At 45.9% G+C, this 23824-nt stretch carries 19 protein-coding genes; 6 read left to right on the top strand and 13 right to left on the bottom strand.

Annotation, left to right across the window (positions count from 1 at the left end):
• Positions 1-13 precede the first annotated feature (13 nt).
• From L4D05_RS23400 to L4D05_RS23385, 4 genes are all read right to left on the bottom strand, one after another.
• Entirely contained in the window at positions 14-2128 is a 2115-nt protein-coding gene (locus L4D05_RS23400) for a type I secretion system permease/ATPase (RefSeq protein ID WP_428795419.1), read from the bottom strand.
• A 15-nt stretch (positions 2129-2143) separates the two neighbouring features.
• Positions 2144-4054 (bottom strand): bifunctional diguanylate cyclase/phosphodiesterase, encoded by a 1911-nt coding sequence (locus tag L4D05_RS23395; RefSeq protein ID WP_428795418.1) that lies wholly within the window; start codon positions 4052-4054, stop codon positions 2144-2146.
• Positions 4055-4060: 6 nt separating this feature from the next.
• Positions 4061-4711, bottom strand: a complete 651-nt coding sequence (locus L4D05_RS23390; RefSeq protein ID WP_428752984.1) for a transglutaminase-like cysteine peptidase — start codon at positions 4709-4711, stop codon at positions 4061-4063.
• A gap of 68 nt (positions 4712-4779) precedes the next feature.
• Complete coding sequence (locus tag L4D05_RS23385) at positions 4780-6171, bottom strand: HlyD family type I secretion periplasmic adaptor subunit (RefSeq protein WP_428752821.1); 1392 nt, start codon at positions 6169-6171, stop codon at positions 4780-4782.
• A 357-nt stretch (positions 6172-6528) separates the two neighbouring features.
• Here L4D05_RS23385 and pdxH point away from each other — a divergent pair, with 357 nt between their 5' ends.
• From pdxH to L4D05_RS23370, 3 genes are all read left to right on the top strand, one after another.
• Positions 6529-7167, top strand: coding sequence for a pyridoxamine 5'-phosphate oxidase (pdxH, locus tag L4D05_RS23380; protein WP_428752820.1), 639 nt, complete (start codon positions 6529-6531; stop codon positions 7165-7167).
• A gap of 286 nt (positions 7168-7453) precedes the next feature.
• Positions 7454-8254, top strand: coding sequence for an AraC family transcriptional regulator (locus L4D05_RS23375; protein ID WP_428752819.1), 801 nt, complete (start codon positions 7454-7456; stop codon positions 8252-8254).
• 148 nt (positions 8255-8402) lie between these two features.
• The gene (locus tag L4D05_RS23370) at positions 8403-9071 is read left to right on the top strand and encodes an HAD family hydrolase (protein WP_428752983.1); all 669 of its coding nucleotides are present in this window, start codon (positions 8403-8405) and stop codon (positions 9069-9071) included.
• Between the two features lie 183 nt (positions 9072-9254).
• On the opposite strand, the gene L4D05_RS23365 is transcribed toward L4D05_RS23370, so the two are convergent.
• From L4D05_RS23365 to L4D05_RS23345, 5 genes are all read right to left on the bottom strand, one after another.
• Positions 9255-9908 (bottom strand): DedA family protein, encoded by a 654-nt coding sequence (locus L4D05_RS23365; protein WP_428752817.1) that lies wholly within the window; start codon positions 9906-9908, stop codon positions 9255-9257.
• Positions 9909-9970: 62 nt separating this feature from the next.
• Positions 9971-11062 carry a calcium:cation antiporter gene (locus L4D05_RS23360; RefSeq protein ID WP_428795417.1) on the bottom strand — a complete coding sequence of 364 codons (1092 nt, stop codon included), beginning with the start codon at positions 11060-11062 and terminating at the stop codon, positions 9971-9973.
• Positions 11059-11961, bottom strand: coding sequence for a protein translocase subunit SecF (secF, locus tag L4D05_RS23355; RefSeq protein WP_428752815.1), 903 nt, complete (start codon positions 11959-11961; stop codon positions 11059-11061). The genes L4D05_RS23360 and secF overlap by 4 nt, the downstream gene beginning before the upstream one ends.
• A 2-nt stretch (positions 11962-11963) precedes the next feature.
• Positions 11964-13751, bottom strand: coding sequence for a protein translocase subunit SecD (gene secD / locus L4D05_RS23350; protein ID WP_428795416.1), 1788 nt, complete (start codon positions 13749-13751; stop codon positions 11964-11966).
• A 176-nt stretch (positions 13752-13927) separates the two neighbouring features.
• Positions 13928-14341, bottom strand: a complete 414-nt coding sequence (locus tag L4D05_RS23345; RefSeq protein ID WP_428752812.1) for a hypothetical protein — start codon at positions 14339-14341, stop codon at positions 13928-13930.
• 507 nt (positions 14342-14848) lie between these two features.
• Here L4D05_RS23345 and putA point away from each other — a divergent pair.
• From putA to putP, 3 genes are all read left to right on the top strand, one after another.
• Positions 14849-17974 carry a bifunctional proline dehydrogenase/L-glutamate gamma-semialdehyde dehydrogenase PutA gene (putA, locus tag L4D05_RS23340; protein ID WP_428795415.1) on the top strand — a complete coding sequence of 1042 codons (3126 nt, stop codon included), beginning with the start codon at positions 14849-14851 and terminating at the stop codon, positions 17972-17974.
• Between the two features lie 11 nt (positions 17975-17985).
• Entirely contained in the window at positions 17986-18675 is a 690-nt protein-coding gene (locus tag L4D05_RS23335) for an aldehyde dehydrogenase family protein (protein ID WP_428795414.1), read from the top strand.
• 83 nt (positions 18676-18758) lie between these two features.
• Positions 18759-20252, top strand: coding sequence for a sodium/proline symporter PutP (gene putP, locus L4D05_RS23330; protein ID WP_428795413.1), 1494 nt, complete (start codon positions 18759-18761; stop codon positions 20250-20252).
• 74 nt (positions 20253-20326) lie between these two features.
• On the opposite strand, the gene cydX is transcribed toward putP, so the two are convergent.
• The 4 genes from cydX to L4D05_RS23310 form a co-directional block, all read right to left on the bottom strand.
• Positions 20327-20425 carry a cytochrome bd-I oxidase subunit CydX gene (cydX, locus tag L4D05_RS23325; RefSeq protein WP_428752808.1) on the bottom strand — a complete coding sequence of 33 codons (99 nt, stop codon included), beginning with the start codon at positions 20423-20425 and terminating at the stop codon, positions 20327-20329.
• A 15-nt stretch (positions 20426-20440) separates the two neighbouring features.
• Complete coding sequence (cydB, locus tag L4D05_RS23320) at positions 20441-21577, bottom strand: cytochrome d ubiquinol oxidase subunit II (protein WP_428795412.1); 1137 nt, start codon at positions 21575-21577, stop codon at positions 20441-20443.
• Positions 21578-21586: 9 nt separating this feature from the next.
• Positions 21587-23167: a cytochrome ubiquinol oxidase subunit I gene (locus L4D05_RS23315; RefSeq protein WP_428795411.1), complete on the bottom strand. Its 1581-nt coding sequence runs from the start codon at positions 23165-23167 to the stop codon at positions 21587-21589.
• Between the two features lie 62 nt (positions 23168-23229).
• On the bottom strand, positions 23230-23823 hold the full coding sequence (locus tag L4D05_RS23310) for an HvfX family Cu-binding RiPP maturation protein (protein WP_428752802.1): 594 nt from the start codon (positions 23821-23823) through the stop codon (positions 23230-23232).
• Between the last annotated feature and the right edge of the window lies 1 nt (position 23824).

The raw sequence follows: 23824 nt of genomic DNA, 5'->3' as shown, positions 1-23824 counted from the left end.
TTATGGTTGCCACTTAACTGGCTGCTTTCACTTTACCTTGTCTTAAATCGTTGAGAACTTGCGCTTTCGGTCCATCAGCAATAATGGCGCCTTTTTCCATAACAATTACCCGGTCAACGACATCAAGCATTGACGTTTTATGGGTAATCAGCACCAGTGTTTCTGTCGATTTGAGCTGCTTAAGCTGCGTTTTAATGTGCAATTCAGAGCGGTTATCCATTGCACTAGTGGGTTCATCCATGATCAAAATAGGGGGGCGAGCAAGGAACGCACGTGAAATAGCGACCGCTTGTCGTTGTCCTCCAGACAGCAATAACCCCCCTTCGCCAACTTGTCGTTCTAAGCCAGCAGGATCTTGCTGGGTGAATACGGTCACACCAGCTCGGTTTGCTGCGTCCATAACGTCTCTGTCGTCGACCAGAGGGCGCCCTAGGGTAATATTGTCACGGATAGACCCAAAGAATAAGTTACAGTCCTGAGGAACACAGCCAATGTTGCGTCTCACATCAACATGGTGAAGCTGTGCAATGTCTGTGTCATCAATTCGAACGTGGCCTTCTGTGGGTTGGTAAAGCCCCATAATGAGTCGCTCTAGGGTGGTTTTACCTGAACCAATACGACCAATGATCGCCACTTTTTCTCCCGGCTCTATCGTTAGACTTAAATCTCGGATAGACGCCATAGGTGAATCTGGGTAGTGGAATGTCACGCGATCCAGTTCGATTTTTCCATGAATAATTGGGCGGTGAATATAGCGTTTGCCTTCTTCTTGTTCGTCAGGCATCGCCATGACTTGCTCGATAATCGTCATTGACGATTTGGCCTGATTGTAGCGAGTCGAAAGCAATGAGAGCTGAACTAAAGGACCAATAGCGCGGCTACTCAGCATGGTTGCGGCGATAAGCCCCCCCATAGTGAGATTGCCATCTGAAATAAGATAGACACCAAGAATCACCATGCCGACGTTACTCGATTGTTGGACAAACCCTGCGGTATTTTGGATGCCATCGGTAATACGTTTGCTCTTAATATTCCAGTTCGCCATATGCGCGACGGCTTCTTCCCAGCGATATTGATACTGGCTTTGAGCACCAAAAATTTTAACCGTCTCTAAGCCAGCTAAGCTTTCAATAAGGTTGGCGTATTTTTGTGAAGCAAGGCGTGATCCCTCTTCGATGGCTCGGCGTAGCGGTGCTTGAATAAGTAATGAATAAATAATTAAAATGACCACGCCAATAATGGGAATAATCACCAAGTTACCGGCCATTAACCAAATGAGTACTAAAAACAACAGCGCAAAGGGCAAATCAATCAGAGAGGCGATGGTTGCTGAGGTGAAGAATTCTCGGATGGATTCAAACTCTTGTAGGTGACGAGCAAAAGCCCCCACAGATGGCGGTCGCGACTCCATTCGTATTCCCATCACCTTGCTAAAAAGCTTTGATGAAATCAGAATATCGGATTTTTTCCCAGCGACATCAATAAAATAGCTGCGCATCAGTTTGAGTACAAGATCAAAACCAAAGACGATAAAAATCCCCGCCGCGAGCACCCACAAGGTTTCAAAGGCAAGGTTAGGCACCACTTTGTCATAAACTAGACGGGTAAAAAGAGGCGCGGCAACGGCGAATATGTTGATGACTAGCGATGCCATTAAGACATCGCGGTAGATGTGCTTTGATTCCCAGATCGTGCCCCAGAACCAGTGTCCTTCGCGGGTTTTGAGTACTTCTGGCGAGCGTTCGTCGTAGCGAAACTGTTTTTTTACCAGAAAGTATCGACCAATAAACTGCTCAATTAGATCGTCTAAAGGAACAGATATGGGCACTAAACCAGATTCGAGTGTGATCACTTCTGCTTCGTTGTTCTCAGAATCGATGCTGTTCAAGACACAGGCATCGCCCCCTTTTAGCAATAAAATGACGGGAAAAACAATGGACGGAATACCGTCGAGTGTTGAACGATTTTCTTTTGCGACTAGCCCAGCTCGCTCGGCGGCTCTAGGGAGCAGAAATGGCGTTAATTTACCTTCTGACAGTGGTAAGCCATTCACCAGCGCTTCGGGAGAGTTGGCAAGCCCATAGTATCGGCTGATGTAGATCAGCGAATTCAGTATTGGGTCTTTCATGCTATCGGCACCTTGTTATTTATCGACGATAAAGCCTTGGAATACATCCACAAAATGCTCAGATAGGAAATCTAACTGAGTTTGTGTTTCCACTCGAGAGGCGATAGTTTTTATACCTAAATTGTGTGCGGTTCGAGAAATTGACGTGAGCGTAAATTTCTGTTTTTCGTCATCCAATTGGTGTGTATATAGGTAGTCTAGTTTGACGTAATCAGGTCTAAATTCGCTAATATATTCCAGAGAATGGAAGTTTCGACCATAGTTATCAACACCAAATTTAGCCCCTTCATTGCGCAGGGCATTACAGAATAACGCCGTGTGATGCGGGTTATTGATGAAACACGTTTCCGGAATTTCAAAATGAAGCTTGTCATTAATGCTACGATGCTTGGCCAGCGTTTGAGATATCCAGCGTATAAAGCTCGGTTCAGCAATACTGGTTGGCGCGATATTGATGGCGATAGGATCGGACATCTCTTGTTTCTCTAGCTTATCGATTACCGAAACAATAACGTGTTCATCAAAAATGTGGCTGGCATTAAGTTGTTCAAGGGCAAGTAGATATTGATTGGCGGTAAAACGCTCACCGTCTTTTTCAATCGCAGAGAAGACCTCGCGATGATAGGTCTCGCCCCAGCTGCTATTCGCAGCCTGAAAGCGGAAAGTGACCCAATCGTTGCTAATGGCTTCTTCAACCATATTGCGCCATTGCTGCTTACCAAGAATCGCGCCAGTCGTTTCTGTGGTGACATAGCCATAATCTAGCGCGGGATCTGCTTTGGCTTTCGTCAACGCATTGTCTAACACCGATAGTAGTTGTGTTGAGTTCTTACGTTCTTCATTAAATACAACCCCTAGTGCCGATTTTGCTTTGCTCAGCCCGGTTGGATCCGAGTTGAGGTCTTGCACGCAACTTACTATGCTGCTGGCGACTAATTTGAGTTCACTTTCATCAATATTTGGGAAGACAAAACCAAATTCATCGGTAGATATCCGTGCGATCACAGCGTTGGGAATATTAATACTCAATGATAATAAATCCGCGAGCTCTTTAACTTGGCCATCCCCCGCTTCATAGCCTTCGGCTTTGTACGTTCGTTTAATAAATTCAGCGTGAAGAATTGCGACGCCACCAAGCGAGGATTCAGATAGCCATTGATTGAGCTGACCCATGTAGAAAGCACGGTTACCTAATTGTGAGACCGGGTCCATATAGGCGCGCTCACGGAGTTTTTGCGCTTCTTTAGCTTGCTGTTTAAATGACTCTTCTACGTGTGATGACATGCTGTTAATACCATCGACAACAGCGATCAGGTCTTTGGTGCTAGGGCGCTTCAAAGGAGCGCCAAATTGTTTGTGGGCAACCTGTTCCATCTTTTGAACAATGGCTCTTAGAGGGGTTAGTGCTCGTCGCAAGATGAAGGATATTGCCACAATTCCGAAGATGAAAATCACCGTGAAAGCAATGACGAGATGTTTTAGTGCGCCCCAAAGCTCCGCGTAGGCGTTACCAGGATGACTGATTATTTCCACCTCAGCGAGCTGAAGCCAGCCACTGGTGACAACTCTAGAGTCGTGGATGGGTTTGAAGATCCCTAGGTTAGTGAACCATTCAGGGACACCGTTGGGCTGAATCGGATAGCTGCGAACGATTTCCTGCTCATTCTCTAGGAAGACCAAACGGACGGTCGAGTAGGTACTGCCATCAAATAAGGCATTGATGACTGACTCGACGGCAACGGTATCTTGCGATTTCAAATACGGAGCAAGCGCTAGACCGACGGTATTGATAGTATTGTGCACCTCTGAACGTTGCTGCTGCTCAAGGAAGTTTTTTGTGGTGTTAAACTCGATGATAAACACCGACGTTAAGAGCAGAATAAATACTGCTATCATGCTAACCACTAGCTGTCTGTATAGTGTCATAATTGTTTACTCGTCGTAATTTACCTTGGGTTTCCTTAACTTCAATGAGCGCTCTCTCGAGCGCAAATCATTCCATAATTTAAGTCTCGACGACTTGCCAGCCAATTTTCCTTGTGTGGTTTTCATCACCCAAAGGTTTCGACCGTTAAAGCTGTATATCGGGAGTAGATCATTTCGCTTTGATGCGGGCTTAATCTCACCAATTAAGTTGTCTAAAATTATTGGTTGAGAGCGAGGTGTTTCGTAGTAGGCAAGTACCATATGGAACTGGTTAAGCTCAATGGCTTTAACGTAAACTAGCCGAAGTTTCTTGTCGGAAATGCCGAGCTCCAATAATGAAAAGTACTTTGCAATGGTAAAGTCTTCACAATCGCCAGCATTGCTACCTAAAAACTCCAAAGGTGTTGCCCAATAATCTTTTTTTCCCCACAAATCGATATCGTCAACAAAATTCAGTTGATTGAAAAACTGATTAACCCCCTCGAGTTGCTTCTGCTCCGACTGTCCTTGTAACTCCGCAAGGATAGTTCGCCATGTTTCGACGCGTTTGCCCGCTCGTTCGCCATAAACACTTGAAACCGTGTTAATCCAAGTTTGCTCTTGTTTCGTATAGGCCCCTGAATGTCCAGCAAGCAATAACACCGTCGTCACCGCGATACTGAGTACGCAGTGTTTAAGTTTGATTGGCAGACTCCCTGTCCGCTTATCCGTTAACACAGTCCGCTTTACTCTTTCAATGCGTTATTTTGGGCGCTGATTAACGGCTTCAATAGATAATCGAGAACCGTTCGTTTTCCTGTAATAATGTCAACCGAAGCTGTCATCCCTGGAATAATTGGCAACTCTTCACCTTGACCAAAGTTCGTTATTTCGGTCCTCACTCTAACAATATAAAAGCTATTCCCTTCTTCATCTTGCGTGGTGTCAGCACTAATGTGTTCGAGTACGCCATCTAGACCACCATACTTGGTAAAGTCATAAGCGCTGAATTTAACAATGGCATGCAAATCGGGGCGCAAAAATGCAATATCTTGTGGGGCAATTTTAGCTTCAACTAACAAGGTATCCTCGGTCGGGACGATTTCAACCAGATCCATACCGGGCTGAATGACACCACCCACGGTATTAACATTAAGCGTCTTAACGGTACCATTCACTGGAGATACCACAATGGTTCGATTGACTCGGTCTTCTAAACCAACGGCTGACTCGGTCATTGAAGAGAGTTTATCTTGCGCCTGATTGAGTTTTTCTTGCTGCTCAGATCGAAATTTCTGTGCAATATCGATTCGGCTTAACATGGACTCTTGTATAGCAGACTTGAGTGCCGGCACTTTGAGTTCGGTAGAGGTTAATTCTCGTCGGGTATCATTCACTTGACGCTGAAGCTTAAGCAGCTCAATTTTAGGGACGACCCCCTCATCGGCTAAAGGCTTGGTTATGTTAAGTTCATCTCTGGCTAGGTTATAGCCTTGTCGTAGGTTACGAACTCGTGCTTGTATTTCGATTAGGTCTTGCTGTTTTTGGCGCACTTGGTAGTCAAGAACAGAAAGCTGGTTACGTAGCTCGTTTAAGTCTTGTCTATATTCTGCCCGCTGTCGGCTAACAAGTTTTGGATAGTCGGTTTCAAAAGTAGGGGGGAAAGCTAATTTGTCGGTTTGCAAAGTGACCGACTGTTGCCAGTTTTTATTATCCACATCTTCGTTAATGACCACACTGGTTAGTGATGCGGATAATTGCAGTACATTCGCCGTCAGATTAAGGACTTGCTGTTCTCTTTCTCTAAAGTCGGAGCGGAAGCGGGTATCATCAATCAGAAGAAGCTGTTGACCTTCTTTAACGGTATCCCCTTCTTTTACTAAAATTTGCTTAACCAATCCGCCTTCCAAATTTTGGATGACTTGGATTTGGGATGATGGGATCACTTTGCCTTGACCGACGGTTACTTTGTCGATTTCAGCCCAGGACGCCCAAACGCCAGCGCAAATGAAAAAGAGCACAACCACCCACAACATGATCCGTGCGCTGGTGGGGGTATTAAGCAGCAGCGCAGCTGTTTTATCGTCGATGTAGTCGATTTCGGCGTTAGAAACTTTATTGTATTCGTTCTTATTCATGTCCTATCCGCGATTGGTATCGGATGACGCTATCCGATCGTTTAATACTATTACTACTGTTGTCAAATTGTAACTGGCGTACACTGAAGACTCGATCTACTTGGCAATAACGGTGAAGGTTATTGAGTAGCATTTAAGTAGTCGTCTTCATAGACAAGATGACATAGTAAAGTTTAGTACTACTTTTGTGAATGCAAAGTAATGATATATCGAAATATTGTCTGTTTTGTCTCGTTCTGATGACTGATACAGACAAACTAGAAGATAACCATCAAAAATCGATGATTAGTTGTCGTATCCAGGGTTGTTTTCTGCTGGCGATAAGCGCAAAATTCAGAAAAACGTTGAGGAATGGTTATGGAACTCGAAGATATCCGCCGTGAATATTCAAAGGGTGGGTTACGTCGTCAGGATTTACTCGCAGATCCTATCGATCAATTTAACGCATGGTTAGAGCAGGCTGTTGAAGCTAAGTTAACGGATCCGACTGCGATGACAGTGGCAACGGTTGATGAAACAGGCCAACCATTTCAGCGTATTGTGTTGCTTAAAAATTTTGATAAAAACGGCTTTGTTTTTTATACCAATTTGGGTAGCCGCAAAGCACAGCATATTGCCGTCAATAGCAAAGTCAGTTTACATTTTCCGTGGCATCCATTGGAACGTCAGGTGCATATTACTGGTGTGGCGGAAAAACTCAGCACATTAGAGAATATGAAGTATTTTTCTTCGCGCCCTAAAGAGAGCCAACTTGCCGCAATTGCCAGTAAGCAAAGTAGCCGAATTTCAGCTCGTGGTGTCCTTGAAGGAAAGTACCTTGAGCTAAAGAAGAAGTTTGAAAAAGGCGAAATTCCAGTGCCATCATTTTGGGGCGGCTATCGTATTCGACCAGAGTCCATAGAGTTCTGGCAAGGCGGAGAAAATCGCTTACACGATCGCTTTTTATTTACAGAAGATGGTGTGGGTCAGTGGGACATAGAGCGTTTAGCGCCTTAACTATTTCCGCTGAGCGTTAATTGTTTTTATATCTAGCCGCAATTATTGCGGCTTTTTTATATCAAAATCGTGAAATAGTTCAAATTACAACCACCGTAACTTATGGCTTCATGATCATGGTTCCGGAAGCTTGATCAAGTGAGGATCCTTTGCTGTGTTCCATAACTGCTTGAATTTAGTACTTGTGGGTGTCAATTTCGGCATTCGACCATGAATATCTTTTCAAAAATCGAGTGAAATCGCTATACTCTCGTTTTCTTCCTCGCGATGACTGGCGCCTTGAACCATGCCGAATAAATCAAACGTACCTCTTGATCATGCTTCCCCAAAACCGGCAGAAATAGTCCGTTTACCTTCTCATATGGATTCTCATGATCACCATTATTCGCAGGTAGTGATTGGTTTAAAAGGTCAGGCAGAGTTTGAAGTGGGTGGCGTGGGTAACTTAGTTGGGCCGGGTCAGGGGTGCGTTGTCACATCAGGCCTTGATCATGCTTTCGGTGGCGTGGTTGATCAACCCGATATTTTGGTGCTGAATTTACCTATTCCTAATGATGACGACCCAGTATTACTACATCGTATCAATGAGTTATCTAAGAATAAAACCTATTTCCAACTCGATACACAGATCCAAAAGCTGATACAGCTGTTGGTCGCCGAAATGAAGAATAGTCCCGATGATCTGTTATTGAGCCGCGCTTGCAATGATACGGTTGTTGCATTGCTACAACGTCATATTTCCGCATTTAAAACTGCGCTACGAGATTCTCGTTTTGATCTTGAACAGATTGATCGCTATATCGATCAGCATCTTTCCCACAAAATATCGGTATCGCAGCTAGCGGGAAGTGTATTCTTGGGGGAAAGCCAATTTCATATGTTATTCAAAGAGCAGATTGGCATTACACCGCACCAATATGTGTTAAATAAAAGGGTTGATGCCGCCAAGCGCCTGATTGAGCAAGGGCATTTGAACTTAGGTCAAGTGGCCGAGTTAACGGGGTTTTCTGGTCAAAGCACTTTTACTCATGCTTTTTCGCGTTTACAGGGGATCTCCCCTTCTCAGTTTAAGAAGCGATTTCTTTAAGTCGACGATAGCGGCTTCTTTCTCCTCCCTCCTTTTCTACATCAAATTGTCACAATGAGTGATTAGCATGATGCCCAATTTGACCGCTAATCGTTAGTGAAGACATCGCTAACGTTCTTACAATCGCTAGATGACAATGGAACGGATGATGCTTCAAGACCTCTATGTTTTCGATATGGACGAAACGCTTTTTGATGCCGACTGCGCAGTATTATGGAATGAATTTCTGATAGAAAAAGGGATTGCGACAACACCGGGTTTTCTTGAAGAGGATACGCGTTTAATGGCGCTATATGCCCAAGGTGATTTGAAGATGGAGGACTATTTGACCTTCTCGATGTCGCCGCTTAAAGGGGTACCTAAACAAGACATCGCATGCTGGGTCGAACAATGTATCGACGAGAAGATAATGCCTCGTTTTTACCCTCAGGCAAGCGATTTACTTGCGAACCTTCGACGTGATGAAGTCGATACGGTGATGATTTCGGCATCGGTCAGCTTTCTCGTTCAAGCCATAGCTAAACGTATTGGTATTGATGTTGCGATGGGTATCGATTTAGTTGAAGAAAATAACACTTATACGCCAGAGATAAATGGTATCCCAACTTATCGTGAAGGTAAGGTTAGTCGCTTGAAACAATGGCTTAAAGATGAAAGTCGAACCTATGAGGCTATTCATTTTTATACCGACTCAATTAACGATTTGCCTTTGTGTGAATACGCTGATTTTGCGTATTTAGTGAACCCCTGTCGTCGGCTGACGAAGGAAAATGAAACGTGTAATTGGCCCGTTTTGAACTGGCAATTAAGTAAATAATCCAGAGAGGGAGTCTGGTTTGTTTTGACGCTCAACTTTTTATGTCACAAACTCTATCAAGGCAGAGCCCTAGTAATTCTAGGGCTACGAGAAAGTGACAATTATCGTTTAGCCTTGTTACATCCAAGCTGTGACGTTTACTATTTAGTTTGTTGACGAATTATACCCACATGACAGTAGGCTCTAGAGATTAACGCGCTCGCTTTTTGATGTCATATAACGATAAAACAATCCAATAATAGCAGCCATCACTAATATGAGACTCATGATGACTAAACCTTTAGAAATCAGTTCTTGGTAGTCACTTAGGCTTGGATGAATCATTAACCATTTTCCTGACAGCATTAACACCAAACACCAAATTACTGAGCTGGTAATGCTGATAATGACGGTGCGACACATACTTAATTTAGACAATCCCATTAACATTGGGGTTAGGACTCTGACAAAGGGAATAAAGCGCGAAATAAACAGTGATAGGAACCCATAGTGGTGCAGCAATTCCTTGGCTCTAGGTAAAGCGTCATGGGGAAGTACGCGATCCAAAAAGGGTACCAATCGTGTTTTGTGAAGAACCCGACCTTGTAAATAGGCGTTAATGCTACCAAGTGATGCTGCCAAACAGAGTGCGCCTGCGGCAGGGTAAAAATCCACGATCCCTAGACCCACTAGCCCACCGACGAATAATACTAGACTATCTCCTGGTAAGGGTAAGAAGACAAAACTGGATTCGAGTAGCAAGATAAACGCGAGCAGAAGTAAAAATCCGTTTAATGAGCTGACTTGTTGCAGCGTCTCGAAATCGTGGTGCCAAATAGCAACAAATATATCCAACATTGGGAAGTCCCTCCGTAATATGAACTACCTTGTGCCGAGCAGCACAAGGTAGATGGGTGGTATTACTCGAACATCAAAATGATGTAGGCAATAAATAGGACGAGATGAGCAACGCCATTAAGGGAATTAGTTCGCCCGCTACTAAAACTGACACTTGTCATCACGAGTGTGGTGGCGAGTAATACCATTTCTGCGGGCGCGAGCCCCAGTTGAATCGGTTGGTGGATAATACTGGAAATAAGCAAAACCGCTGGCACCGTTAACGCGATGGTCGCAAGCACTGAACCAAAGAACAGATTCATAGCCCGCTGCAGCTGATTATTGAGCGCCGCTTTTGCCGCCCCTACGGCTTCCGGAGCTAAGATCAAAATAGCAACGATTAAGCCCCCTAATGCTGGTGGAGCACCAAGTAAGCCGACAGTGCCATCAATAGGAATGGCTAAGCTCTTAGCAAGCAAGATCACCACCAGCAGGTAACCAACGAGCATGAGGGAGTGATAGAGGTTGCTGCCTAGTGGACCGTGGAACTCATGCTCATCTTGATGATCTTCATCCATAAAAAAGTGAGTATGGCTGCTGGTTTGTATGAATAAAAATACCGCGTATAAAACGATGGAGACCAGTACTAAGGTTACGGTGAGCGTACTCGACATCGAACCTAGCTCATCCATACTGGTGAAGTTTGGCAGCACAAGACATAACATCACGAGAGGAACAATGGCAACTAGGTACGACTTTATGCCATCTAGGTTATATTTCTGCGTGTGATACTTGAGTCCTCCTATTAACAGCGTGATCCCGACGAGTCCATTTAATACCGTCATGATCACGGCAAACATAGTGTCACGTGCTAATACAGGGTTGGCGTCTCCTGTGAGCATGACGGATGAAATCATCACAACTTCAAGCAAAATAACGGAGATGGTCAGAATTAGTGTGCCATAAGGGTCACCAAGCTTAATTGCAAGTGCATCCGAATGGCGCACAACGGCAAATATCGCTGCCATGACAACCGCAAACAGTCCCGCGGTGAGTAGAAGCCCTATTGATGATCGCATTTGTGTCTGAAGTATGCCCTCTCCGCCAAATTTGAACAGTACGACCGTGAGTAGACCGAGTAAGAAAACAAACTCTTGCTTGATGAATCGTGTCATGGCGAAACCTCCTCAGGTGTTGGTTTAGCGGCGCGATAGTGCGATGGGTTAATACCAATCAGTTGAGGCAAGGTGACGCCGATAGAGATTGATGACCATGTACCACTGGCGATGCCCAAACATAACGCAATAGCGAATCCTTCAAGAGCAGGTCCGCCCAATAACCATAGGCTGGAGACAGTGACCAGCGTGGTCCCTGACGTGATGAGTGTTCTCGAAAATGTGGCTTTAACTGCCTGATTAATCAGTGTGTCGGCGGACTCTTTGGGTTTAGCTTTAAAGAGTTCACGAGCTCGGTCTGCAATGATGATTGAGTCATTCAAAGAGTACCCCAGCACTGCTAGAACAGCGGCAAGGATAGTTAAGTTGAACTCAATTTGAGTCATGGCGAAAAGCCCGAGAACCAGAATCACGTCGTAGGTTAAAGCCACGAGCGCACCCAGTGCAAGGCGCCATTCAAATCGGTAGCTCAGATATAACATCGTTAATACAAAGCACGCCAAGATCGCAACGCCGCCTTGTTCAACCATATCTTGTCCTACTTGTGGACCAACAATACTGCTATTGAGCACTTCTACATGTTGGCTGACGGATTCAAGAATAGGGGATAACGCCAGTGCTTGGTCACCTAGTTCGTTGTAGCGAAGTATCCAGCGTCCGGGCTCAGTGGAGCTGATGACTTGAACATCTTGCATTAAAGCGTGCTCAAGATAGGATTTGATGTCGGTTAAATTTAACGCCTCATCAAGGCGAACTTCTGCAACGATGCCGCCGGTAAAATCTAGCCCCCAGTTAAACCCTTGCAAGGTGATAAATAACGTAGCGGTTAAAAAGAGCAATGCTGACACTGCTGACATGCCATAGCGAACACGAGTGAGTGAGTATTGAGAGATATTCATGGCTAAACCCTTACTTCACGGCGCTGATCACGCCCCCATATGAGATTGATGATGGCGCGAGATAAAAATACTCCGGTAAACAAGCTCGTGAGCAATCCAAGTCCAAGCGTGATGGCGAACCCTTGAATAGGTCCATTGCCAATGGTGTATAGCGCAATCGCAACAATCATGGTGGTTAAGTTGGCGTCGAATATAGAGCTAAAGGCACTGTGAAAGCCTTTATCAATGCTTTGTGCAAAGGTTCTTCCTTCGCGCATCTTGTCTTTGATTCGTTCAAAAATGAGTACGTTGGTATCGACCGCCATTCCAACGGTTAATACCATGCCGGCGATGCCTGGCAGAGTCAGTACCGCTCCGGGTAGTAAAGCGATGAGCCCGAACAAACACACCATATTGGCAAGCAGGGCTACATTGGCCACCCAGCCCATACGACGGTACCAAAGTGCAATAAAGCTCAGCGTCAGTGCTAACCCTAGAGCAAGCGCGGCAAAGCCATTTTGAACATTTTCAGCTCCTAGCGATGGCCCTATGGTTCTTTCTTCGATGATGGTAACCGGTGCGGTCAGCGACCCCGCTCTCAGCAGCAGAGCGAGCTCTTGAGCATCCTGCATGCTTCCCACTCCCGTGATTCTAAAGCGGCTACCAAGTTGAGATTGAATAGTCGCGACACTAATCACTTCACTGACTTGTTGGCTTTCACCTTTCGAATCACGGCTGTACTCGTTATAGAGGGTCGCCATAGGTTGTCCGATGTTGGCTCGAGAAAATTGTGACATCTTTCGACCGCCTGCCGAGTCCAGAGAAATATTGACCTCTGCTGTACCCACGTCGCTAATGCCAGCTCTGGCATCAATAATATGCTCGCCCGCTAAAATGGCGCGTCGATTCACATTGACAGGGTGACCTTCGCTGTCGAGAAGTGAGAGCGTTTGTCGGGTCTGCGTGGCGGGCATTGCGTGAAAGGCGAGCGAAGCAGTAGCACCAATCACGTCTTTCGCTGCGGCTGGGTCTTGAACGCCCGGCAACTCGATTCGTATGCGGTTTTCACCTTGACGCTGCACTGAGGCTTCCGTAATGCCTAACTCGGCGATGCGCCCGCGCATGATTTGTAAGTTTTGCTGAACCGTGAGGTTTCGCAGCGACACCTTTTCATCATCGGATAGCGACAGTGTGACCGTGCTGCCACTGATGCGGCTGTCCCAATGGGCGAATTGGCTACGAAGTAAGGTACGTGCTGCCGTGACATCTTGATCGTTATAGAGATTGATTTGGACCGAGTCGTTAACTTCACGTCCGCGGCTAGCACGAATCTCACTAGAAAATTCATCTATAACCATTTGACGGTGGGCTTGATACACCGGCTCCATATCGACTTCTAGTAAAAACTGCACGCCACCGCGTAAGTCTAAACCAAGGGCAATAGGTGAAAACCCAGCATTAAGCAGCCACTGGGGTGCCGCTGGCTCCATCGCTAGTGCGACGGTCGTCGATTCTGGTAAGTGCTCTTTAAGCAAGACTTGAGCTTGAGCTTGCTGGGTCGCGTCATCAAAGATCATGACGGTGGTGTCACCATTTTGCTCGATACTCATAGGAGTAATGTTGGATTCCGTAAGGGTATGGGATAACAACGTGGCATCCGTCGGCTGCCCACGATGATTGATATGCAAGGCGGCATTTTCACCAAATACTGATGGCAATGCACTAAATAGCATCACTAGTAACGTCATAGCGAGCACGATGTATTTCCATTTCGCTAAGCGATTAATGGAACGCTGGGTGTGTTTTTTCAAAAGAAAATTCTCTCATTCATTTATGGTTTGAACACACAAGACCAAGCAAAGCTGCCACATAGAACTATCCCTAATATGTTGTCTTAAAATGAATTAAGAACACGACATAAAGAGAGTTGTGGTGATTGGTCTTGAGCGAGGGTGGTGCGGCTCAGGCGGTTCTGAGCATGAGAGAATCAGCTAAATCTAGCGTGTTGGTGTGAATAGAGAGTGTTGGCGTCTTTCCAGCCCGATAAGCGCGAAGGCGAAGCGCTTACGCGGCTCGTCCAGTGCATTTGAGTCGAAAGAATCGTGGTGGGTTTGGTGGCCATCTCTAGTAGAGGTGGTGGCAAAAAAGCGATGAGCAATAAGTAATCCGGTGACGTACCGTATTCTGCGCAATGGGTGTCACTGATCGCTCGGCGAGAGACCGAAAGAAAATAGGGACTAATGTTGTCATTCACTGCCGAACCATCGTCATCAGTATCCAGTGAATCTAACGTATCGTTGGCTAGTTGAGTCGAGCTTAGTTGAGTCAAATCTAGGGCAAGGGATGCACTAGCAGTCGAGTGAGGGGATGTCTCAAATGATGCGTACTCTGTCGCGCTCACAGTGTAAGAGCACACTGTAATCATTATCGCGATAAAGAGGTGATAGCAACGTTTAAGCAAAGTCAGTCGGTACTCTTGTTTTTGGCAACGATTTATATTTTTGGCAACAATTTATGTTATTAGCATCGATTTGTTCGCTGGCAGTATACCGGATGGAGGTCTCAAAATGGGCAAAAGTCCCACAAATAAGTGTTAATAGATATTGCTGGTGACGCTATAGCGTTGTCTTCGCTGCAATATTTTTGATCGTCTATTTTTTGTGAGCAATGACAACCTCACAGTAAACGTCAGTGTTAGAAACGAAACAATATGTTAATTTGATTGCAGAAAGTAACAGCTCATATTGCTTGTTGATATGTGACATTGTATTAGTTTTGTTAATAAGCGTAGGAAACAGCAAAAAGCTCGGAGTTTTTGACAAGTATTCGTCGTGCACTCACAATACACTCCCTGCCATTGTAGTACGCCTACCGCCTGTTGCGGTTGGAGCGAGATTGAGGATGACGCATGTTTACAGCAACTGATGTGCTTAAAAAAGAGTTTGCCGAGCAACCGCTTGAGCAGCTCTGGTCACTGATCTCTCCACTATACATGGTGGATGAATCACAATGGTTACAACAGCTTTTACCTTTGGCAACGCCTAGCGGTGATGAAGCCACACAAATTCCGCTGAAAACCACGCAGCTAATCGAGGCGATTCGCGCCGACAAAAATGCTATTCAAATGATTGATGCGCTGCTATTGGAATACAGCCTTGATACCCAAGAAGGGATCTTGTTGATGTGTTTGGCGGAAGCGTTAATGCGTATACCTGATTCTGCCACGGCTGATGCGCTGATTCGTGACAAACTCAGCGTTGCGGATTGGAAATCGCATCTGAAAAGTTCAGATTCCGTGTTTGTCAATGCATCTACTTGGGGCTTAATGCTCACGGGTAAAGTGGTAGGACTGGGCGATCAGGAAACACAAAGCCCTGCTAAGGCAATGAATAAGCTGGTGAATAAATTCTCTGAGCCAGTAATTCGTAAAGCAATGTACCAAGCGATGAAGATCATGGGTCATCAGTTTGTGCTTGGCCGCAGTATCAGTGAAGCGCAAAAGAACGGTAAGAAAATGCGCGACCGCGGTTTCACCTACTCTTATGACATGTTAGGTGAAGCGGCATTAACAAAAGCCGATGCAGACAAGTATTTTAAAGACTACCTCATGGCGATTGAGGCCGTAGGCGGCGATAAGTATGGACTTGATACTAGCCCAGCACCCTCAGTGTCCATTAAGTTATCGGCGCTACATCCGCGCTATGAAGTGGCGAATGAAGCACGAGTATTGACCGAGTTGTGTGACACGCTCACGCAGTTGCTAACACGAGCACGTGAGCTTGATGTGGCGATTACCATCGACGCAGAAGAAGCCGATCGTCTAGAGCTGTCGTTAAAGCTGTTTGAAAAAGTTTATCGCAGTGATGTCGCGAAAGGTTGGGGCAAGTTTGGCTTAGTTATTCAGGCGTATTCAAAACGTGCTTTGCCAGTACTGGTGTGGATTAACGCATTGGCTAAGCAGCAAGGAGACCTTGTCCCTCTACGTCTAGTTAAAGGCGCGTACTGGGACAGCGAAGTGAAGTGGTCTCAACAAGCGGGCTATGATGCTTACCCGGTTTTCACTCGTAAAGAAGCGACAGATGTGGCGTATCTAGCCTGTGCAAGATTTCTTTTAAGTGACAATGTTCGCGGTAATATCTTCCCGCAATTTGCTAGCCATAATGCGCATACGGTGACAGCGATTGCCACGATGGCACCGCACACCGATTATGAGTTCCAGCGTCTGCATGGTATGGGGGATTCTCTTTATGATCATGTGATGGATACGCATAAACAGCCGGTTCGTATTTACGCCCCGGTTGGCAGCCATAAAGATCTTCTCCCTTATCTAGTTCGTCGTTTGTTGGAAAATGGCGCGAACAGCAGCTTTGTTCATCGTTTAGTGGATGCCCGCTGCCCAGTAGAAACGTTAACGGTTCATCCTGTCGATGCGTTGAATGCCAATACTACCCTACATAATGATCAGATTGAGTTACCGCCGAGTATTTTTGCCGATCGCAAGAACTCCCTAGGCGTCAATGTCGATATCGAATCGGAAGCGAAAGAGTACGAACACAAAGTTGAAGCCTTCTTGAGTAAGCACTGGAAAGGGGCGCCGATCATCAATGGCGTCTCATTATACGAAAGCATGATCAAGGAAGGCGCGACACTGGATACGATCACGGCGCCTTATGATCGTCGTATTGTCGTGGGTCAGGTGGCGATGGCAAACTATGATCATGTTTCCGAAGCGATCCGGATCGCTGATCAAGGTTATGCCTCATGGTCTAAGGTGAGTTATCAAGAACGCAGCGCGTGTTTGTTGAAGCTTGCGGATGCACTGGAAGATAACCTGCATGAGTTGGTTGCACTTTGTCACCAAGAAGCGGGTAAGACCATTCACGACTCTATTGATGAAGTGCGTGAAGCGGTCGATTTTTGTCGCTATTACGCGAAACAGCCGCAGGTCTTTGAGCCTCAATCATTACTTGGCTTTGACGGTGAATCGAAAACCTTTACTCGTCAGGGACGTGGTGTTTTCGTTTGTATTAGCCCTTGGAACTTCCCATTGGCGATTTTCTTAGGTCAGATTTCAGCGGCATTAGTCGCCGGTAATACGGTGGTCGCGAAACCTGCTGAGCAGACGTCTTTGATTGCAGTTAAAGCTGTTGAGTTGATGCTTGAAGCGGGCTTCCCCGCGAATACGATTCAGCTTATTACCGGCTATGGCGCTGATGTTGGTCATGCATTGACCTCTCACGATGCGATTGCGGGTGTGGCATTTACGGGCTCAACACCGACGGCGCAACGTATCAACAGTACGCTCGCTGCTCGTCAAGTTGCCCCGGTTCCTTTTATTGCGGAAACCGGTGGCCAAAATGCCATGATTGTTGATTCTACCGCGCTACCGGAACAAGTGGTACGTGATGTGGTACGCAGCGCGTTTGCCTCTGCGGGGCAACGTTGTTCAGCCCTACGTGTGCTGTTCGTGCAAGACGATATTGCCGACCGTGTTGTTAACCTGATTCAAGGTGCGATGGCGGAGCTAAAGGTCGGACTGCCTTACTTATATGCAACCGATGTGGGACCTGTCATCGATACAAAAGCGAAGGAAAAGCTTCTTAGTCATATTGAATCGATGCAAATCCATGGCAAGAAAGTGGCGCAATTGTCGTTAGACAGTGAGTGTACGGAAGGGGACTTCGTGGCACCAAGTGCTTTTGAAATTGATGATATTTCTATTTTGAAAGAAGAGCAATTTGGTCCAATTCTGCATATTGTTCGTTTTAAAGCCGCCGAGTTACCCAGTGTGGTTGAGCGCATTAATGCGACTGGCTTTGGACTCACCTTGGGTATCCACAGTCGAAACGAATCCACTTACCGTTGGATAGAAAAACATACTCGTGTCGGAAACAGTTACATCAACCGTGACCAAGTAGGTGCGGTGGTGGGCGTGCAGCCATTTGGTGGTCAAGGTTTATCTGGAACCGGGCCTAAAGCGGGTGGACCACACTATTTATACCGTTTTACTGATGCTATTCAAGTATCGAAATAAGGAGAAAAATCATGGTCAATAACACAACAATTTTCTCTGATGTTTTTAATGCTTGGGAGCAATGGAACATCACTGAGTTTGCCGAGCAGCGAGAGTGCGTACTGTCACTGCAACGTAATATGAATGAAGTGAATGGGACGTTAGCGAGTGTCATGGCGTACCACATCCAGCAGGCGAATGTACTATTGGGCGCGCCTCATTTAATGCCGGGACCAACGGGTGAAACCAATGAGCTCTATGCGGCGGGTCGTGGCGTGGTGCTTACTATTGTTGAAAGCGAAGATGCGCAAGCGAGTATTGCGGCCATTGCTCAGATCACAGCCGCGTTAATTGCAGGTAATGGCGTGATTGTTAGCTCAAACAATACGACCTTTAATCAACTTTTAGTTTCGGCGGTTGAGCGTTCTCAATTGCCATCACAGCTTGTTCATATCGTTCCTTTAGAAGAAGCCAATGCCTTTATCGACTTAGATGTTCGAGTCGTAGGATTGGTCGGCTCTGAAGACACGTTATGGCAGGTCAATCATCAATTGGCAAGTCGCACTAGTGCGATTGGTTTGTTGGTGTCTGAAACGGATCTGACGTCAATGCCAACGTCACACGATCCAAACTTAGTATTGAAGTTCATTACAGAAAGAACCCGAACGATCAATATTACAGCAGTGGGGGGGAACGCTACCTTGTTAGAACTCGGTAGTTAAACGGTATTTTTGCTAATGCCCCCTATCGGCCTTCACTTTGACTATTCAGAGTGAAGGCTGAATTCTAGGATGAGGAAATAATAATGATTCAAAATAGCTTTGCTATTACCACAACTTTTATCGCGTATTTAGCGATGATGCTTGCTATTGGTGTGATTGCCTATAAGCGCACATCAAACTCAAGTGACTACTTTTTGGGCGGACGTTCATTAGGACCATGGCCTGCGGCTTTGTCGGCAGGTGCGTCTGACATGAGTGGCTGGCTATTGCTGGGTCTGCCAGGTTACGCTTATGCCGCTGGTATTGAAGCATTCTGGCTAGCTGGTGGCTTGCTGTTAGGCACATGGCTGAACTGGCTACTGTGTGCTAAACGCCTTCGTACTTACAGTATTACTACTGACGCGCTAACCTTACCGGAATATTTTTCTCGTCGTTTTAATGACAACTCGAAAATGATTCAGGTAATTTCTGCGTTCTTTATTTTGCTTTTCTTCCTTTTCTATACCAGCTCTGGTTTAGTGGCGGGCGGTAAACTGTTTGAGACGGTCTTTGGTTTGGACTACACCACAGCGGTCATTATTGGCACGGTATGTGTTGTGTCTTATACGCTATTTGGTGGCTTCCTTGCGGTGTCTTGGACGGATCTAGTACAGGGCCTGCTCATGGCTGCGGCGTTAATGATTGTCCCGGTTGCTGCGATGCAAGGTGGATTTGGGCAAGTAGTCAGCGATCTTAGAGCGATCAATCCTGAACTACTTACCCTATGGAACGACACCAAAGGTCAGCCGTTATCTGCAATCGCAATTATTTCGCTTGTGGCTTGGGGTCTGGGTTACTTTGGTCAACCACACATTCTTGCCCGTTTTAAAGCGACACGCAGTAATAAAGACTTAACAACGGCTCGTCGTATTGCTGTGGTGTGGTCGGCTCTGTCTATGGTCGGTGCAATGCTGGTTGGTGTGATTGGCCTGCTGTATGTGACAAATTCGGGTGGGGATGTGCTCGCTGATGGTGAAAAAATCTTCATGCTGCTAGTGAACGCGATGTTCCACCCTGTGATTGCCGGTATCTTACTAGCGGCTATTTTGGCTGCCATCATGAGTACAGCCGATTCTCAGTTATTGGTGTCATCTTCAGCACTAGCGGAAGATTTCTACAAGCAAGTGATCAATAAAGAAGCCACTTCAGAGCAAGTGGTTACGGTTGGTCGTGTTGGGGTTGTGGTTATTTCTATTATTGCTTTGGTGCTAGCCATGACGCCAGATAGCTCAGTTCTTGGTCTTGTCTCTTATGCATGGGCAGGTTTTGGTGCAGCATTTGGTCCTGCGGTACTGCTAAGCCTGTATTGGGCGGGTATGAACCGTAATGGTGCGATTGCCGGTATTTTGGTTGGTGGTATTACCATCGTGGTTTGGAAACAAATCACCGGTGGCATCTTCGACGTCTATGAAATTGTTCCAGGATTTATCTTGTCAACAATCGCCATCGTCGTAGTGAGTGCGCTAACGGGCGGTCCTTCGAAAGACGTACAAGATCAACATGATGTATTTGAAAAGAACTTAGTTGAACTAGACTAACCGTTCTTTATGAAGAAAGGCTCCTACTCATCGAAGAATGAGAGGAGCCTTTTTTGTTGGTTAATTAACATTTGTTAATGATGGTTACGATCCCTTTGTTCAAGCCAAAGTGCGTTAATAATACCAAATGAACATGCCAGTAAAATTCCCAGCCCCCAGCAGATATACCACATAATACTTCTCTCTCTTTAGTATAACGATGTCGTGTTTTCTTCAATAAATCTGTTGTCGATACGACCAAACATTTTGTAGTAACACCATGAGGTGTAACCCAAAATAATGGGAACGACGACGATAGCGACGATTGAAATAATACTCAGCGTTTTATAGCTCGAAGTGGCATCCCATAGCGTCAAACTATGTGATGGGTTTAGGCTGGAGGGAATGATCATGGGAAACAGCGCGGAACCGGCAGTCAAAATGATTGCCAAGACTGCAAGGCTGGAACATAAGAAAGCGCTGCCTGCTTGTTTGGCCATGGATAATATAGCGGATAACAGGAGCATGATGCTTGCGGTCAGCGGCACGATAAACAGTGCAGGAGAGTCGACAAAATTGTGGAGCAGTCCATTTTCCATCACGGTGACAGTTTTCGTCAGTGGGTTTGACACCCCATTCTTATTCATCAGACTTTGGATAATATAGCCATCTGATTGGGCGGCGAACAAACCACCCACAATGAATAATGCCAGCGATGCACAGGCACTCCAAACCGCAATACGTTGAGCTCGATTGCGCAGTGCGCCGGTTGTTTTTAGCTGAAGAAACGTCGCGCCTTGGAGTAGCGTCATCGTTACGGCAACTAAGCCACAAATTATCGGTAAAGTGGTGAATAAATCCCAAAAACCACCTTGGTAACTGATCATCAGAAATGCATTGAGCGTATAAGGAACTCCGGTAAATAAATTGCCAAAACCAACGCCAAATACTAGCGGAGGTACGATCCCGCTGACGGTGAGCGAGATATCGCAAACTTGTCGCCAACGGTCATTATCGATTTTATTGCGATAATCCATGGCGAGTGGCCGTAACCAAAGTGCCGCTAGAACCAGAACTAGCGCCAAGTAAAAGCTGGAAAATGCGGTGGCATAAATAGCGGGCCAAATAGCGAATATGGCCCCTCCTGCGGTCACAAGCCATACTTGATTGCCATCCCAATGCGGAGCGATGCTATTAATCATGACTCGGCGTTCGAGGTTGGTTTTTCCAGCCACAGGCAATAGCGCCGCGACGCCCATATCGAAACCATCGGCGATGGCAAAACCTATTAGCAAGATACCGACGATGGCCCACGTAAAAATTCTGAGTGTTTCGTAATCAAACATCACATCTCCTTATTTATAGTTATCAATGAGAGTGTCTAGAGAGGAGTGACTCTCATAGTGATAGCGGCCAGTCTTTAGCGAGCTTGGGCCGCGGCGAGAAAAGGTCACCATTAAATACATTTCTACGATGAGGAAGAGTGTGTACAGCAGATAAACAGCACCAAGTGAGATCCACAAATCACTGGCAGCTAAATCTGAAGTGGCCATATTTACCGGCAGCACTTCACCGATAGCCCACGGTTGACGGCCATATTCTGCAACGAACCAACCTGCTTCGCTGGCAATCCAAGGTAGTGGAATCGCCCACAGAATGGCGTTAAGTAACCACTTCTGCGAGCCGATTTTTTGGCGACAGACTTGGATAAACGAGAAGCCAATGATACTGAACATCAAGATGCCGCATGCCACCATAATACGGAAACTCCAGAATAGAGGCGCCACATGGGGAATGGTGTCTTGAGTGGCATTTTGTATGGATTGCTCACTGGCGTTAGGGACGTCGTCGGTGTATTTTTTCAGTAGCAGCCCATAACCAAGGTCTGTTTTTACTTCATTGAATCGACGAATATTATCTTCTGATGTTTCTCCGTTTCTTAAGCGTTCAAGTAATCCATAGGCAATCATGCCATTCCGAATTCGTTGCTCGTTGATGGACATTAAATCTTTAATACCTAGGACGGGTTTATCGATAGATCGAGTCGCGATGATGCCCATGAGATACGGGATTTTAATGGCGTATTCTGTTGTCATGGTGTCTTGATTAGGGAAACCGAATAGTGTGAATGAAGCAGGGGCTTCTTCTGTGTGCCATTCTGCTTCAATAGCGGCAAGCTTGACTTTTTGAACATCACCTAACTCATACCCTGATTCATCACCAAGTATGAGGGTAGAGAGAATCGCAGCCATACCAAATGAGGTGGCGATGGCAAATGAGCGACGAGCAAAAGGCACATCTCGATTCTTTAACAGATAGTAGGCACTGATCCCCATGATGAATAAGGCCCCTGTTGTGTATCCTGCTGCCACGGTATGAACGAATTTAACTTGAGTGACTGGGTTGAAAATAATATCGGTAAAGCTGGTCATTTCCATGCGCATGGTTTCAAAGTTAAAGTCAGCGCCCACAGGGTTTTGCATCCAGCCGTTGGCCATTAAAATCCATAACCCGGAGAAGTTTGATCCTAACGCTGTTAACCAAGTGACGGAGAGGTGCTGGCGATGACTCAGCCTATCCCACCCAAAGAAGAACATCCCAACCAGAGTTGATTCCAAGAAGAACGCGATGAGTGCTTCAATGGCAAGAGGTGCGCCAAAAATATCACCCACATAATGTGAATAGTAAGACCAGTTAGTTCCGAATTGGAACTCCATGGTTAACCCTGTTGCAACCCCAATGGCAAAGTTAATTCCAAATAGTTTCCCCCAAAATTTGGTCATGTCTTTGTAAATGGTCTTTCTCGTAATGACATAGACAGACTCCATAATGGCGAGAAGGAACGAGAGTCCGATAGTGAGTGGAACGAATATAAAATGATAGAGTGCGGTGCTGGCAAATTGCAGGCGCGACAGATCAACGACATCAGATAACATAGTATCCCCTTCCCGCTACTGATGTAGCGGGTAGAAAAAGTAAAAAACGAGAGTGATTAGGTTCAAATAGGCTTGTTTAGGAAGGGTTTTTTAAACCAGTAGTCTAGGCTTACGTAGCGCCCACCACCGTAGACAAACAACACCATAAGCATGACAAAGTATGTGGCCGCGAATTCCATACCATTGTTGAGCATCACGGGGTCACCCAATTCAGTAATGTAGTTGTAACGACCGGGGAAGTTCTCGGCGAGCCAAGTGATAAAACCGTTTAAGCGGAGGGTGGCTTCCATATCGCCAGTCGCAATAGCATCCCAACCGTGTTTCCAGTGCACCATAGCGCTTGCGGCGCTCATCATGAAAATCATCGGTATTGAGACGATGCGAGTAAACAGGCCTAAGGCAATGCATATGCACCCTGCGACTTCTGTTGCAGCGGCAAGAAAAGCAAGAAATTCAGGAAAAGGGAGGTTTAATCCGCCATCTGCTGAAGAAGCGCCGAACCAAGCGACGGTTCCGGCAAACCCTAATACTTTTGAGCGGGCGCCCACGTATATAACAGGTATCAGGTAGAGCCGGATCGAGAGTAATACCAGATAATCGATTTTTTTGCATTTACCGATAATAGTGTCGTACCAAGTAATGACTGACTTAATCATT

It is taken from the genome of Vibrio nomapromontoriensis (assembly GCF_050337205.1).
GTDB classification, from domain to species: Bacteria; Pseudomonadota; Gammaproteobacteria; order Enterobacterales; family Vibrionaceae; genus Vibrio; species Vibrio nomapromontoriensis.
Note: the sequence above shows the minus strand (reverse complement) of the source record. Positions and strands in the feature narration are given on the sequence as shown.

Coding starts and splice junctions, on each gene's coding strand:
- L4D05_RS23400 (WP_428795419.1), bottom strand. CDS start 2,128: ATGAAAGACCCAATACTGAATTCGCTGATCTACATCAGCCGATACTAT.
- secF (WP_428752815.1), bottom strand. CDS start 11,961: ATGAATATCTCTCAATACTCACTCACTCGTGTTCGCTATGGCATGTCA.
- putA (WP_428795415.1), top strand. CDS start 14,849: ATGTTTACAGCAACTGATGTGCTTAAAAAAGAGTTTGCCGAGCAACCG.
- L4D05_RS23370 (WP_428752983.1), top strand. CDS start 8,403: ATGCTTCAAGACCTCTATGTTTTCGATATGGACGAAACGCTTTTTGAT.
- cydB (WP_428795412.1), bottom strand. CDS start 21,577: ATGTTTGATTACGAAACACTCAGAATTTTTACGTGGGCCATCGTCGGT.
- L4D05_RS23375 (WP_428752819.1), top strand. CDS start 7,454: ATGCCGAATAAATCAAACGTACCTCTTGATCATGCTTCCCCAAAACCG.
- L4D05_RS23310 (WP_428752802.1), bottom strand. CDS start 23,823: ATGATTAAGTCAGTCATTACTTGGTACGACACTATTATCGGTAAATGC.
- L4D05_RS23395 (WP_428795418.1), bottom strand. CDS start 4,054: ATGACACTATACAGACAGCTAGTGGTTAGCATGATAGCAGTATTTATT.
- L4D05_RS23360 (WP_428795417.1), bottom strand. CDS start 11,062: ATGACACGATTCATCAAGCAAGAGTTTGTTTTCTTACTCGGTCTACTC.
- L4D05_RS23335 (WP_428795414.1), top strand. CDS start 17,986: ATGGTCAATAACACAACAATTTTCTCTGATGTTTTTAATGCTTGGGAG.
- pdxH (WP_428752820.1), top strand. CDS start 6,529: ATGGAACTCGAAGATATCCGCCGTGAATATTCAAAGGGTGGGTTACGT.
- L4D05_RS23365 (WP_428752817.1), bottom strand. CDS start 9,908: ATGTTGGATATATTTGTTGCTATTTGGCACCACGATTTCGAGACGCTG.
- L4D05_RS23385 (WP_428752821.1), bottom strand. CDS start 6,171: ATGAATAAGAACGAATACAATAAAGTTTCTAACGCCGAAATCGACTAC.
- putP (WP_428795413.1), top strand. CDS start 18,759: ATGATTCAAAATAGCTTTGCTATTACCACAACTTTTATCGCGTATTTA.
- cydX (WP_428752808.1), bottom strand. CDS start 20,425: ATGTGGTATATCTGCTGGGGGCTGGGAATTTTACTGGCATGTTCATTT.
- L4D05_RS23315 (WP_428795411.1), bottom strand. CDS start 23,167: ATGTTATCTGATGTCGTTGATCTGTCGCGCCTGCAATTTGCCAGCACC.